This is a genomic window from Kitasatospora sp. NPDC059817, assembly GCF_042731835.1.
Taxonomy (GTDB): Bacteria; Actinomycetota; Actinomycetes; order Streptomycetales; family Streptomycetaceae; genus Kitasatospora.
In genome coordinates, this window is sequence record NZ_JBHWIR010000209.1 from 1 (window position 1) to 12,215 (window position 12,215).

At 73.1% G+C, this 12,215-nt stretch carries 15 protein-coding genes; 4 read left to right on the forward strand and 11 right to left on the reverse strand.

What is annotated here, in order from left to right; all coding sequences use genetic code 11:
* Nucleotides 1–83: 83 nt before the first annotated feature.
* Complete coding sequence (gene cynS, locus ACFV61_RS30510; RefSeq protein ID WP_350881326.1) at nt 84–554, reverse strand: cyanase; 471 nt, start codon at nt 552–554, stop codon at nt 84–86.
* A gap of 89 nt (nt 555–643) precedes the next feature.
* Nucleotides 644–1,258, reverse strand: a complete 615-nt coding sequence (locus ACFV61_RS30515; protein ID WP_380495120.1) for a carbonic anhydrase — start codon at nt 1,256–1,258, stop codon at nt 644–646.
* A gap of 123 nt (nt 1,259–1,381) precedes the next feature.
* Here ACFV61_RS30515 and cynR point away from each other — a divergent pair, with 123 nt between their 5' ends.
* Nucleotides 1,382–2,290 (forward strand): transcriptional regulator CynR, encoded by a 909-nt coding sequence (gene cynR, locus ACFV61_RS30520; RefSeq protein ID WP_380495122.1) that lies wholly within the window; start codon nt 1,382–1,384, stop codon nt 2,288–2,290.
* A gap of 50 nt (nt 2,291–2,340) precedes the next feature.
* Here cynR and ACFV61_RS30525 read toward each other — a convergent pair whose 3' ends face one another.
* Nucleotides 2,341–2,613, reverse strand: a complete 273-nt coding sequence (locus ACFV61_RS30525; RefSeq protein ID WP_380495124.1) for a hypothetical protein — start codon at nt 2,611–2,613, stop codon at nt 2,341–2,343.
* A gap of 241 nt (nt 2,614–2,854) precedes the next feature.
* Between ACFV61_RS30525 and ACFV61_RS30530 the strand changes: the two genes are divergently transcribed.
* Nucleotides 2,855–3,346: a Ser-Thr-rich GPI-anchored membrane family protein gene (locus ACFV61_RS30530; protein WP_380425555.1), complete on the forward strand. Its 492-nt coding sequence runs from the start codon at nt 2,855–2,857 to the stop codon at nt 3,344–3,346.
* On the opposite strand, the gene ACFV61_RS30535 is transcribed toward ACFV61_RS30530, so the two are convergent.
* Nucleotides 3,330–3,644: a hypothetical protein gene (locus ACFV61_RS30535; protein WP_380425553.1), complete on the reverse strand. Its 315-nt coding sequence runs from the start codon at nt 3,642–3,644 to the stop codon at nt 3,330–3,332. The two genes, ACFV61_RS30530 and ACFV61_RS30535, sit on opposite strands and share 17 nt — an antisense overlap.
* A 269-nt stretch (nt 3,645–3,913) precedes the next feature.
* Here ACFV61_RS30535 and ACFV61_RS30540 point away from each other — a divergent pair, with 269 nt between their 5' ends.
* On the forward strand, nt 3,914–4,657 hold the full coding sequence (locus tag ACFV61_RS30540; protein ID WP_380425551.1) for a class I SAM-dependent methyltransferase: 744 nt from the start codon (nt 3,914–3,916) through the stop codon (nt 4,655–4,657).
* 31 nt (nt 4,658–4,688) lie between these two features.
* Here the strand turns inward: ACFV61_RS30540 and ACFV61_RS30545 are convergent, their stop codons facing one another.
* Entirely contained in the window at nt 4,689–5,120 is a 432-nt protein-coding gene (locus ACFV61_RS30545) for a hypothetical protein (protein ID WP_380376093.1), read from the reverse strand.
* 9 nt (nt 5,121–5,129) lie between these two features.
* Entirely contained in the window at nt 5,130–5,870 is a 741-nt protein-coding gene (locus tag ACFV61_RS30550; RefSeq protein WP_363378152.1) for a hypothetical protein, read from the reverse strand.
* Nucleotides 5,871–6,148: 278 nt separating this feature from the next.
* Here ACFV61_RS30550 and ACFV61_RS30555 point away from each other — a divergent pair, with 278 nt between their 5' ends.
* Complete coding sequence (locus tag ACFV61_RS30555; protein ID WP_380495127.1) at nt 6,149–6,721, forward strand: SMI1/KNR4 family protein; 573 nt, start codon at nt 6,149–6,151, stop codon at nt 6,719–6,721.
* A gap of 3 nt (nt 6,722–6,724) precedes the next feature.
* On the opposite strand, the gene ACFV61_RS30560 is transcribed toward ACFV61_RS30555, so the two are convergent.
* From ACFV61_RS30560 to ACFV61_RS30580, 5 genes are all read right to left on the reverse strand, one after another.
* Nucleotides 6,725–7,390 (reverse strand): 2OG-Fe(II) oxygenase, encoded by a 666-nt coding sequence (locus ACFV61_RS30560; RefSeq protein ID WP_380495129.1) that lies wholly within the window; start codon nt 7,388–7,390, stop codon nt 6,725–6,727.
* Between the two features lie 156 nt (nt 7,391–7,546).
* Nucleotides 7,547–8,089: a hypothetical protein gene (locus ACFV61_RS30565; protein ID WP_380376098.1), complete on the reverse strand. Its 543-nt coding sequence runs from the start codon at nt 8,087–8,089 to the stop codon at nt 7,547–7,549.
* Nucleotides 8,090–8,324: 235 nt separating this feature from the next.
* Nucleotides 8,325–9,482, reverse strand: coding sequence for a hypothetical protein (locus ACFV61_RS30570; protein ID WP_380495131.1), 1,158 nt, complete (start codon nt 9,480–9,482; stop codon nt 8,325–8,327).
* Nucleotides 9,483–9,550: 68 nt separating this feature from the next.
* Nucleotides 9,551–10,420, reverse strand: a complete 870-nt coding sequence (locus tag ACFV61_RS30575; protein WP_380495133.1) for a sphingomyelin phosphodiesterase — start codon at nt 10,418–10,420, stop codon at nt 9,551–9,553.
* A gap of 300 nt (nt 10,421–10,720) precedes the next feature.
* Nucleotides 10,721–12,148, reverse strand: coding sequence for a transglycosylase family protein (locus tag ACFV61_RS30580; RefSeq protein WP_380495135.1), 1,428 nt, complete (start codon nt 12,146–12,148; stop codon nt 10,721–10,723).
* Nucleotides 12,149–12,215: the final 67 nt, after the last annotated feature.

The following is a 12,215-nucleotide window of genomic DNA, read 5'->3' on the forward strand; positions in this document are numbered from 1 at the left end:
AGTGCCCCGGCGCGGGGGGGGGGCGGGCGCGCGGCGGCGGGGGGCGGCGGGCGCGTGGGCGCCCCCCCCGCCCCGCGCGGGGGTCAGAACGGCTTGGTGGGCAGGTACTTGCCGTCCAGGGTGATGACGGCGCGGTGGCCGCCCTCGGGGTCCTCGACGGTCTTGACGTCGAGCTTGAAGTTGATGGCGCTGATGATGCCGTCGCCGAGCTGCTCGTGGACCAGGGCCTTGAGGGTGGTGCCGTAGACCTGGAGCATCTCGTAGAAGCGGTAGATGGTCGGGTCGGTGGGGATGCCGCCGGGGATGCTGCCGCGCAGCGGGATGGTCTGGAGCAGCCGGGCCGCGTCCTCGTCCAGGCCCAGGAGCTCGGTGACGGCCTTGGCCGCGTCGGCGGGCAGGGCGTGCTGGCCGAGCAGGGCGGCGGTGACGAAGGCGACGGACAGGCCGGTCGTGTCGGCGAGTTCCTGCCAGGTGAGGTCCTTGCGGGTCTTGGCGTCGACGACCTCCAGGGCGAGCTGCTGACGGGCGGTCTGGTCGAACTGCGCGTGCACCATGGGGTGGGCCTTTCGGGGATGGGTCCGGGGCGGGTGCCCGGACCTGGTCTGGGGGTGGTGGGAGGGAATGGTCGAGGGGAACGCGGTGGTCAGCCCGCCAGGGCGACGAACCGTCCGCTGTCGGTGTCGAGCGTCTCGGCGGAGCCGGATCCGATGTCGTAGACCCAGCCGTGCAGGGTCACCCTGCCCTGCACCAGGGCCTTGGCCACCGACGGGTGGGTCTTCAGGTTGGCCAGCTGGGCGAGGACGTTGTCCTTCACCAGGGCGGCGACCCGCTCCGCGCCGGCCAGGTGCTCGGCCGCGTCGGTGCGGGCCTTGGCGACGTCCGCGTGGTGCAGCCAGGTGGCGACGGCGGGCAGGCCGGTGAGGTCGCCACCGGAGGCGAGGGCGGTCATCGCGCCGCACGCGGAGTGCCCGCAGACGATCACGTCCGTGACCCCGAGCACGCCGACCGCGTACTCGATGCTCGCCGCGACACCGTCCGCGCCCCGGGTGTACGGGGGCACGAGGTTGCCGGCGGTGCGGATGACGAACAGCTCGCCCGGATCGGTCTGGGTGATCAGCTCCGGCACGACCCGGGCGTCCGAGCAGCCGATGAACAGCGCGGTCGGCTGATGGGTGGTGGCGAGCCTCCTGAACAGTGCCGCCCGGGTCGGGAACACGTCCCGGCTGAACCGCTGGAAACCCTGCGCCATCTCGTTCATGAGGTCACTCCTTCTTCGACGACCGTTGGTGCCTGCCGATGACCTCCACGATGCATGACCTGGGCCTATAGCGTCCAAGACGCAGTAGCCATCATTGCCATCAGTGCTGCCTATAGTTGGCTCATGGAACTGCGCCACCTCCGGTACCTGCTCGCCGTGGCCGAGCACGCCAACTTCACCCGCGCCGCCGAGGCCCTGCACGTCTCGCAGCCGACCCTCTCGCAGCAGATCAAGCAGCTGGAGGGCTCGCTGCACGTGCAGCTCCTCGACCGCTCCGGGCGCACCGTGCGCCTCACCGACGCCGGCCAGGCCTACGCCCACTACGCGCGCCGGGCCCTGCGCGACCTCGCGGCGGCCGAGCGCGCGGTGCGGGACGTCAAGGACCTCTCACGCGGCACCCTGCGCCTGGCCGTGACCCCGACCTTCACCGCCTACCTGACCGGGCCGCTCATCGGGGACTTCCACGCGCGCCACCCCGGGATCAGCCTGGACGTCCGCGAGATGGCACAGGAACGCATCGAGTCCGAGCTGGCCGCCGACCAGCTCGACCTCGGCATCGCCTTCGGCGGAGCGCACCTGCCGGCCGTCACCGCCACCACCCTGTTCACCGAGCACCTCGGCCTCGTCGTCGCCTCCGACCACCCGTACGCGGCCCACTCGGGCCCGCTCCCGGTCCGCGCACTGGGCGACCAGCAACTCGCCCTGCTCAGCGGTGACTTCGCGACCCGGCAGCACATCGACCGGTTCCTCTCCGAGCACCGGGTCCGGCCGCGGATCGCCATCGAGGCCAATTCCGTCAGCGCGCTCGTCGCGATCGTCCAACGCACCAGCCTCGCCACCGTGCTACCCGACGCCACCACCCGCGAACACCCGCACCTGCGCTCCGTCCCGGTCGACCCGCCGCTCCCCTCGCGCGCCGTCGCCCTGCTCCGCCGGGACACCGCCTACCAGAGCGCCGCCGCCCGCTCCTTCAGCGACCTCGCCCGGCACCGCGCCCACACCTTCGACCACACCCCCGACGGCCCGGCCTGAAGCGGGCCCGCCTGTCCGCGCCCTGCGGACCGGCGGGCCCGGTCACGCGCTCAGGACGAGCCTTCACCACGGATCAGCCGCAGCGCCGGCCCCGCACGCCCGGCCCCTCGCCCGGCCGCCCGGCCGGCCCTACGCCGCTCGGCTTCCCGCTCGGCCTCCTGTTCGGCCACCAGGTCCGCCGACACGCGGGCGCCCAACGCCCGCAGCTCGGCCTTGCGCTCCTCGTCGGCCTCCTCGTCGCCCGGGTAGGCGGCCACGTACTTGACGCCGTGCTCGTCCTCCCAGGCATAGCTGCGGTACTGCGTCGTCGCCTCGTCCGCCACAGGGAACCTCCGCTCCTCGTCTTCGGGGTGACCCACCGTAGGCGACCGACCCGCACCGGAAAAGGAGCCGTGACGCCCTCACCTCACACCCCGTCAGGCGGCTGACGGGCCGCTTGCCGCCCTCAGGCCCCGGGCCACGCCCCCCTCACGGGCCGTCCGTCACCGACAGCCGTTCCCCCGATCGAGGGAAGGGGCGCCCGTCCGTGCGCTCGTCGGGGGCCGAACCGAGACACTGGGGGCCATGAGGATCTGGAACGGACCCGTCCTGGGCGTGGTGGCACTGGCCGCCGCCGCGATGCCGAGCCTGCTCACCACGGTGCCGGCCCAGGCGCAGGCCGCCGGCCTGGCGGTGGCCGCCCATTCCGCCGAGCGCACGTCCCGGCGCGACGTCTACGTGCCGCGCATTCTCTCCCCTCGGGCGGGGGCGCTCTGGCGGGTCGGCGAGCGGGTCGAAGTCACCTGGGACGTCTCGGATCCGCCGGCGCAGATCACCAACCGCACGGGGTCCATCGCCTTGCGCGCGGGCGGCGTCACCCTCCTCGACCGCGTCCTCGCCAGTGACTTCGACATCCTGCTGGGGCGGATGGAGGTGACCGTGCCGGACGTCCCCCCTGGAGACGACTACCGGGTCGTCCTGTCCGGTGATTCCGGCAACTGGTCCGAGCCCTTCACGATCACGTCGGACGGCCGGGCCGCCCCACCGCCGGGTGCGCCGACTACTCGTCGTCGGTGAAACTGACCGAACCGATGCCGCTTCGGATGCTCGAACCACCCGACCTGATGGTCCCGATCTCGTCCTGGCAACCGGCGCCGAGGAAGACGGCCACCTCCGCGTCGGTGTCGTTGTACAGCTCGGCGACGCGGCGGCCGAGGTCGTAGCACCGGTCGCCCTCGGGGTTCTCCAGCGTGTGCTCCTGGTTGTTGCTGATGTAGGTGAAAGTCCCCTCCGCGGCTTGGGCGTTGGCCGGGACCGCGATGCACAGAACCGCAGCGGCACCGACGGTGACCAGCGTCCTTCCGAGGCTCTTCACGGACTCGTCTCCTTTGAACGGCGGGCTTCCTCAGCGCTGCCAGTGTGGCCGTTCGGACACGCGAGGACGCGGGACGTCACTCGAATGGCCCTTCGACGGCGTTTCCCCGCCCCCCGAGTGTGGTGTCGGGCGATAGGAGGGTGCGCACCCCGAGCCGCCGCCACCGGCCAACTTCTTTGTGTCATCTGCCAGTACGGCGGCCCGGCGGGGCGGAGGAGACTTTCCGCCACGGCCGCGACCCGGCGGGCGACACACAGGAGGGGCGGCACGTGGGCGTGCAGCAGTACGACGGGATCGGCGAGGCGTTCGAGGGGTTCAAGTCCCTGCCGTTGATCCGCTACGGGGAGGTGCCGAGCTTCCTGGGCCTGGTCGGGGACGTGGCCGGCCGGTCGGTCCTCGACCTGGCGTGCGGCACCGGCTTCTACAGCAGGGAGTTCAAGCGGCGCGGCGCCACCGACGTCCTCGGCGTCGACATCTCCGCCGAGATGGTCGCCGCCGCGCGCACGATCGAGCAGCGCGACCCGCTGGGCGTGCGCTACGAGGTCGGCGACGTGGCCGAACTACGGCCCCTCGACCGTCACTTCGACATCGCACTGGGAGTGCAGTGCCTCAACTACGCCGAGGACGTCGCGGCGATGGAGCGGATGTGCCGCAACATCCACCGGAGCCTGGTACCGGGCGGGGAGTTCTTCGTGCTCGCCCAGAAACCCGACTACCGCTTCGACTGCCCCTCCCTGGACAAGTACGGGTTCCGCTGCGAGCCGACCGGCGAGGAGATCGAGACGGGCCCGCGGGTGCGGATCACCGCCCTCCTCGACCCGCAGCCGATCAGCATCGTGGGCGCGGCCCCGCGACGCGAGGTCTACGAGGAGTGCCTGCGGGCGGCCGGGTTCGGCGACGCCGAGTGGGTCCCCCTCCAGGTGTCCGAAGCCGGCCTGCGCGAGTTCGGCGAGGACTTCTGGGCGGACCTCCTCGCCAGCCCGCCGCTGGAACTGCTGCGCTGCCACGCCTGACCGGCCCGGAGCGGTCGGCCCGGCCCGGGTGTCAGAGATCCGGCCACCGCTTCCACCGGCCCGTCAGGGCGATGTCGGCCTCCTTGAACGCGGCCTTCCACGCACCGCCCTCGCGCACCATCGCGTAGCGGGCCTCGCCGCCGATCAGCCCTTCCGGTACGTACACCCAGCACCTGACCGGCGACTCCTGTTCGACGCGCAGGATCGGCGCCTCGAACTCCGGCGGCGTGCCGAAGCACAGCAGGTCGTAGCGCGACTGGTGCCGGGCCAGCGCCCTGGCCGCCAGATGCCTGGCGAACACCTCCTTCACCGCCGCCAGTTGCTCGCCGCCCGTGGTGTCGTGCCGGCAGGAGGCCATCCACTCCTCCCACCGGCGCATCTCGTCGAAGAAGTCCTGCGCGGCCGCTCGGGCGCCTGCCGCGCCCTGACCGCCCTGGCCGCCCTGCCGCTCCTCCGGTGGCATCGCCGCGCCTCAGCTCCAGTCGAAGGTCAACAGGGCCAGCCGGTCGACGGGTTCGAAGAACAGCATGATCCAGTCGGCGCCGCTGCTGCGGTAGTGCCAGCCGGGCACCGCCGCCACGAACTCGAAGCGGCGGCCGGACGGGCCGACCGGCCAGGTGCGGTCGCCGTCGTAGTCGAGCGGGAACACGTCGGTCTCGATCCAGTTGCCGGCGGAGTCGGCGTAGCCGCCGAGCTGGTCCAGGAGGGCCATCTCGCCGGTACTGCCGGGGTACGGCAGGCCGTCGTCGCCGAGGTGGACGAGCCGGCCCTCGCGGCGGAAGCTGTCGCGGTGCGCCCGGTAACTGCGCTCCTGGCGTTCGCAGTGCTCGGCGAGGTCGGCGTGGAACCCCGGCCAGGGGTCGGGGACTTCGCCCGGGCCCGCCGCCCGGGCGAAGTAGCGCAGGTCTCCGGCCAGGCGGAAGCGGTCGCCCTCCAGCGTGAAGCCCAGCCAGTTGGACGCCTGGAGCCCCGTGTGGAAGGCCGAGGTGTGGTCGCCGATGCAGCCCTCCGACGGTTCCAGCGGGCTCAGCAGGTGGATCCACCCGTGCCAGGCCGGGTTGACCTGGGCCAGGTCGATCGAGACCAGCGGGTGCAGGTGCCGGGCCAACTCGGCCTGGTCGGCGACGAAGACGTCCGCCGGATCGGGGTAGATCCGCAGGGCCGCCCCGGCCGTCATGACGTCCTCCCGCACGGGAGTGTCTTCCACGGACATCCGGACCTCCTTCGGTGACCACGCATCGACGGCCGGTCGGCTGACGATCAGCCCCTTCCTACCAGGTGGCTCTGACAGGAGCCCTGGCACCGCCCGATGACTGATGACTGAACGGGCCCCGGCAGCCGGACAGAACAACCGGAGGACAGCCCAGCAGGGCGTCAGTCAGTGGCAGAGCCACGACCACCAGGGACCCGGTTAGAACTATCAGTGTCGGTGGCCGGTGCTACGTTCCGGTCCTCGACTCGATCACTCGACACGACGAAGGGGGCTTCCCGATGCAGCAGCTGTGGGCGCGGATCGAGGCCGCGCTGGAACGGATCGCCCCGGAGGTGGCGGCCGCGATGCCGCCCGGCGCCACCGACGGGCAGATCCGGGCGGCGGAGGCCGCGATGGGGGTGGAACTCCCGCCGGACGTCCGGGAGTCCTACCGCTGCCACGACGGCCTGCCGGGGGTCCTGATCGGTTTACACACCGCGCTCCACCCGCTCGACGCGATGGTGGACGACTGGCGCGAGCGGTCCGTCGACGCCGGGGACCCGCCCTGGGACGAGCGGGCGGAGGACGGCGTGATCCGCCGGGACGTCGCCTGGTCCGCCGGATGGATCCCCTTCATCTCCATCGGCAACGGCGACGTGATCTGCATCGACCTGGACCCGCCCACCCCGCAGCGCCGCGGCCAGATCATCGACTGGTCGCACGAGGGCTGGCGGGCCGGCTACGAGGCCGCCGGCCTGCGGGAGTTCCTGGAGGCCTTCGCCGCCGACCTGGAAGCCGACCGCTACCGGGCCGACGAGACGCGCCGCGCCTGGGACGGTAGCGGACTGCCGCTGGTGATGCTGAAGGACTGAGCGTCAGCGCACCCCGCTCGCCCCACTCGCCCCGTTCGCCGGATCGGGGCTGCACAGCCAGCCGTTGACGGCGAAGCGGCTGTCCTCGGCCTGCCGGCTCGGGCATTGCACCGGGCGCACCTCGTGCCAGGCGGTGGGGCGGAAGAACACGATGCTGTCGTGCTCGGGCTCCCAGTCCCGCCAGGTGCGCTTCTCCCACTCCCCCGTCGTCCCGCCGTACAGCGGCAGGGCGGCGTCGAACACGCGCAGCTCGCCGCCGCCGAACGGCCGGGGCATTCCGTGCAGGTAGTAGACGAAGGTGAGCAGGCGCCGGGGGGAGAACTCGGCGCTGGTGTCCTGGTGCGGCCGGTAGAAGTCGCCGTCGTTGTGCACGTTGAGGGTGTAGTCGGGCTCGGTGTTGCGGCAGGACACGCCCAGGGTGTGCTCGACCGCCTCCAGCACCTCGTCGATGGCCGCCAGCAGTTCGGGCGCGGCGAACTCCCGGCACGAGCGGGAGCGGCGGAAGTCGGGGGCCAGCTCCCGGTCCCCGATCAGGGAGGGCTGCAACGCCTCGCCTGCGGAGGCGACGGCGACGGCGCGTGCCAGCAGGGCGCCGGCCGTCCGCTCGCCCAGGAGCCCGGTGATGCGGCAGACCGTCACCGGGAGCCGCCAGATCGCGTCCGTGCTCACCGGCGACGGCTGCTCCGTCGCGGTGTCCCGATCCGTCGCAGTACCCCGCTCCGTCGCGGTGTCCGGCCCTGTCATGGTGTCCCGCCCTCTCGTCGTCGCGCGGCCTCGGGTGCGCTCACGCCCGGGGCCGCATCGGCCGGTGCCGCACCAGCGCCCCTACCGGCTCCAGTCCACCGGGACCACGTCCTGCTTGAGCCCGCGGTCGCTGCACACGGCACACGGGCCTCCCGGGACGCCGGGGCCCTGGTCGGTGCCGATGGTGATGGCCCCGTGCGCGCCGGCCGGGGCGTGGACGCCGTCGCCGACCATCGCGGCCTCGTAGCCGCCCAGCAGTTCCTGCAAGGTGCCGGGGCCCAGGTTCTCGGGGGCGGTGATCGCGGCGATGCCGTCGTAGTCGGTGTAGGCCGCGCCCAGCGTCCGGCCGCCCACGGTGGCGAACACGATCCGGGCGCCGCGGATGGGCTCCCCGGTCACGGCGTCGGAGGCCATCGCGTGGATGTTCTCCAGCTGCATCTGGGTGACGTTCAGGCTCGCCTGGCTGGTCGTGAGCCTGGTCGGCTTGAGGCTGGGGCACTCCGCCGCCCCGCTGCACGACGGGGCCGACGAGGCGGCCGCGGACGCGGTGACCGCGCTCCCCGCACCCAGCGAGGCCAAGGCCGCGGCCATCACCGCGACGGTCTTGCGACCAACAGAGCTCATGATCCACTCCCGTGGGAACCGCCCGCGCGTGCTCCGCTGTGACGCCCGAGGGCCATGAGGGCCGGGCGCGCGCGGCACGCGACGGGTGCCGCCCCCCATCGGACGACACGGCCGAGCGTAGCCACCGCCCGTCCGGCCCAACCAGCCGACGACCACGAGTTCGCAAGATCTGATGAACAGTCAACAGAGTGGTGACGGCGTTAATCGGGGTGCAGCGGCCGGCGGCGCCGGCCCCTCAGTGGCGCGGCGGGTGGGTGGGCGCCGTCCAGGACGCGTGGGCGTTGAACGTCAGGCCCGCCCGGTCCGAGGGGGGCGTGTGGTCCGGGTCGTTGCGGACGACCTCGATGCGGTGGCTCTCCACGTACAGCGCGGTGAGGTGCAGGCCCGGCGCGGGGGCGCGGACCTCCTGCCGTTCCCGGGTCATGGCGGTGACGAAACGCGTGCTGTCGTAGCCGAGTTCGCGGCTGAGGGACGCGGCCGCCCTGGCGCCGTGGCCCTCGATCTCGACGCCCGCCTCGAACCCCACGGACAGGCCGACGGCTTCGCGGCAGGCCTGCGACTGCGCCTCGTCCACCCCCCACGGGACGGTGGCGCCGACCGTGCCCGGGCCCGGGTCCTCCCGCAGGTCGGTGACCGCGACCCGGGTGTAGAACCGCTGGCGCCGCACCGTGTACGTCGGCGAGTTGCGCAGGATCCACTCCGTGGACGCGCCCCGGTCGAGGACGGCGGTGCACGGGAGGACCACCTCCCGGTCGACGACGGGCTCGGTCCGCTCGGGCACGTCGCCTCCGTCCGTGACGGCCGGGCCCTTCGCCGTCCCCTGCCGGACCTGCCGCATCGGCACGTCCAGCACGTGGACGTCGCCGGGGTCCTCCCCCTCGTAGTCGCCGTCGAAGTAGGAGATCCAGGTCGCGATGCCGGGGGTCAGCAGGCAGCCCGTGCCGCCGGGGATCGTCTCGGGGCGGACGGTCTCGGGGATCTCCAGCCCGCCGCGCCCGCGCCAGGCGCCGACGGCCACGTAGGGGCGTCCGCCGATCTCCTCCTTCACGCAGCGCAGGTCGCCCTGGGCGACGAAGGCCGCGCCGCCGAGGTCGCGCAGGACGTCGCGGGGCCCGTGGACCGTGTCCGAGGACCACAGCGCGCTCAGTGCCCGGTACCCGGGAGGGGCCACCGGCACCAGGCCGCGCAGCACCCCGTCGGAGTCGGTGACCTTGCGCCACTGCCTGGGCTCGGCCCGCGCGGCCGAGCCTGCGGTGCTCCCCCTCACCCAGGTCATCGGGGCGTCGTCGGGGATGACGCTGCACAGGGCGTGGTAGCCCTCGGGCGGTCTCGTCTCGCCGGTGCTGAAGACGAAGGTGAGTTCGCCGAACTGCTGTGGTGCCGAATAGCTCATATCCGCTCCTCCTGTCGGACGGCTCGCGACTCCCGGAACGGACGTGCCGGTCCGCGGGCGGCCCGGGCTCAGCGGCCCGCGGTCACCGGGTAGTGGTCGCTGTAGTCGGTGAAGGCCCGGCCGACCGCCTCCCAGGTCGGCGAGGCGGTCTTCAGGACCTCGCTCGTCCAGGCGTCGCACGGCGGGGCGTGGCCCTTGCGGAGCAGGACGTGGTCCGTGTCCTCGGCGGGGTCGGCCGGGTGGCGTTGCAGGGCGGCGTCGTTGGCGATGGTGTCGAAGGAGTACTTCCAGCCGGTCCGGGGGCCCGCCTCCTGGAGGTTCCCGAAGCCCAGGACGTCCTGGAAGTCGGGCGAGTGGCGGTCGGTGTTGAAGTCCCCGGCGACGATCACCGGCTCGTGCGCGGGGATCCGGCGGTCCGTCAGGAAGACGTCGATGTCGCGCAGCTGGGAGCGGCGCATGATCCTCGTCCGGCCGGTCGGGCACGCGCCGTCGTCGGACTGCAGGTGGGTGCCCACCACGTGCACGCGCCGGCCGTCGACCTCCAGTACGGCGTAGGCGAAGCCCTTGGCGGCCTCGGCGTCCCGGCCGCAGGCCACGTCGTGGACGTACTGCTCCATCCGCAGGATGGGCCACCGGCTGACGATCGCGACCCCGCCGCGGGCGTGCAGCGGGGAGATCTGCCGGCCGTGCGTGGCGGCCCAGCCCGACTCGTCCACTCCGACCACCGGCGTGCGGTGGCGGTACCCCCGGCCCTCCAGGCCCTGCATCAACTCCTCGGAGGGGCCGGGGTCGAAGAGTTCCTGGAAGACCAGCACGTCGTGGTCCGCGACGTGCGCGGACTCGGCGATCAGCCGCGAGCGCGCCGCGTTGTTCCAGTCGCCCTCGCTCTTCTGCGTCAGCCCGGACAGGAACATCACGTTGTGCGTCAGAACCTTCAAGGCCGTCCTCTCCGAACCGGCGGGCGCGGGGCGCACACACGGCGGAACCGGTCCGGGGCGCCCCGCCCCCCAAGTCAAGGGGGTCGGCCCGCGCCCGCCGGCGTCGACGCGCCGGTGCCCCGGCGGATGCCACGGGGCGCGGGGGGCACTGCGGGCTCGCGGCAGAGCCGGGCGGGGCGTGCACGGACGATTCCGCGCCGGTGCGGGGCTGCCCCTCCGACCGCAGGGAGCAAGCACGGCACACGTCCGAGCCCCCCGGCGGGTGTGGCCGGGCGGCTCGGGGGTGGTCGGGGGCCGGGGTTACGCGGTGGTGGTCGGGAGCTTGGCGGTCAGCGCGGTCGGGACGTTGACCACGTCGGCGAGGCTGTACTTGCCGGGGCCGAAGTCGGCTGCGGTGAGGGCCTTCTTGCCGCCGCCCGCGACCAGCCAGACGGTGGAACTGTCGGGCGAGAGCAGCAGGGTGCCGTCGGTGGGGGCGCTCTTGGCGGCGGCCCCGCCCAGCCAGGTGCCGGGGACGCCCATGAGCGGCTGCTTGTCGTAGCCCATCGCGGTGAAGTCGGCGTAGGTCAGGGAGACCGCCAGGCCGCCGGCCATCACGTAGACGGTGGAGTTGGTGCCGGCGGCGTCGGTGAGGACCGTGCCGTTCTTCAGGGGCTTGGCGACGGCGCCCTGCAGCCAGGCCTCGGGCACGCCCATCAGGGTCTTGGTGTTGTAGCCGTCGGCGGTCCACTCGCTGCCGGAGATGGGCAGGGCGGCGCCGTTGACCATGACGTACATCGACGGGTCGGTGCCGGCCTGGCCGTTGACGACCGTGCCGTTCGGGACGGTGGCCTGGGTGGCGGAGGCGAGCCAGGCGCCGGGGACGCCCATGTCGGCGCGGGTGTTGTAGCCGTCGGCGGTCCACTCGGCGCCGGAGATGGGCAGGGCGGCGCCGGAGACGACGACGTAGCGGGCGTTGCCGCCGGCCTGGTCGTGGACGACGAGGCCGGTCGGGAGGGTGTTGGTGAGCGCGTTCTGCAGCCAGGCGGTGGGGACGCCCATGTCGGGGCGGGTGTTGTAGCCGGCCGCCGTCCAGTCCGCGCCGGAGATGGGCAGCGCCGCGCCGGCGACGACGACGTAGCGGGCGTTGCCGCCGGCCTGGTCGTGGACGACGGTGCCCTCGGGCGGGGTGGTGGGCAGGGCGTTGAAGCGGGCGTCGTCCACCAGGACGATCTTGCTCAGGTCGTAGCCGTCGGGGGCGACGTCGGAGCCGGCGACGGGCAGGCCCGCGCCGCTGATCAGGACCTTGACCGAGGCGCCGTTGGGCGACTTGACGAGCGTGCCGGCGGGCAGCGACGCCGGGTCGGGGTAGGAGGTGCCGGCCGGGTAGGGGTTGGCGTGGTCGGCGCCCAGGTTGGCCCCCGGGCCGCAGACCGGCCAGGCGCCCTGGCCCTGCCCGGCGAGGACCTTCTCGGCGATCAGGATCTGCTGCTGCTTGGTCGCCCGGTTGGCGTAGGGGGCGTACTGGCTGCCGCCGTAGGCGAGCCAGGTGCTCTGGGAGAACTGGAGGCCGCCGTAGTAGCCGTTGTTGGTGTTGATGCTCCAGTTGCCGCCGCTCTCGCACTGGGCGACCTTGTCCCAGGTGGACACCGAGGCCGCGGAGGCCTGGCCGCCGAGGGCGAGCGGGGCGGCGAGGGCGAGCAGGGCGGTGGCGGCGGCGAGGGCCAGCGTCTTGCGGGCGGCGGTCATGACGGAATTCCCCCTGGGCAGGTACGGGTTGGCGAGCGGGTTGGCGGGTGTGCGAGCAGGTGTGCGG

Excerpts from the sequence above, each read along its gene's own strand:
- ACFV61_RS30550 (WP_363378152.1), bottom strand. The coding sequence starts at position 5,870 with ATGTCCGTGGAAGACACTCCCGTGCGGGAGGACGTCATGACGGCCGGG.
- cynS (WP_350881326.1), bottom strand. The coding sequence starts at position 554 with ATGGTGCACGCGCAGTTCGACCAGACCGCCCGTCAGCAGCTCGCCCTG.
- ACFV61_RS30555 (WP_380495127.1), top strand. The coding sequence starts at position 6,149 with ATGCAGCAGCTGTGGGCGCGGATCGAGGCCGCGCTGGAACGGATCGCC.
- ACFV61_RS30515 (WP_380495120.1), bottom strand. The coding sequence starts at position 1,258 with ATGAACGAGATGGCGCAGGGTTTCCAGCGGTTCAGCCGGGACGTGTTC.
- ACFV61_RS30580 (WP_380495135.1), bottom strand. The coding sequence starts at position 12,148 with ATGACCGCCGCCCGCAAGACGCTGGCCCTCGCCGCCGCCACCGCCCTG.
- ACFV61_RS30530 (WP_380425555.1), top strand. The coding sequence starts at position 2,855 with ATGAGGATCTGGAACGGACCCGTCCTGGGCGTGGTGGCACTGGCCGCC.
- ACFV61_RS30570 (WP_380495131.1), bottom strand. The coding sequence starts at position 9,482 with ATGAGCTATTCGGCACCACAGCAGTTCGGCGAACTCACCTTCGTCTTC.
- ACFV61_RS30545 (WP_380376093.1), bottom strand. The coding sequence starts at position 5,120 with ATGCCACCGGAGGAGCGGCAGGGCGGCCAGGGCGGTCAGGGCGCGGCA.
- ACFV61_RS30565 (WP_380376098.1), bottom strand. The coding sequence starts at position 8,089 with ATGAGCTCTGTTGGTCGCAAGACCGTCGCGGTGATGGCCGCGGCCTTG.
- cynR (WP_380495122.1), top strand. The coding sequence starts at position 1,382 with ATGGAACTGCGCCACCTCCGGTACCTGCTCGCCGTGGCCGAGCACGCC.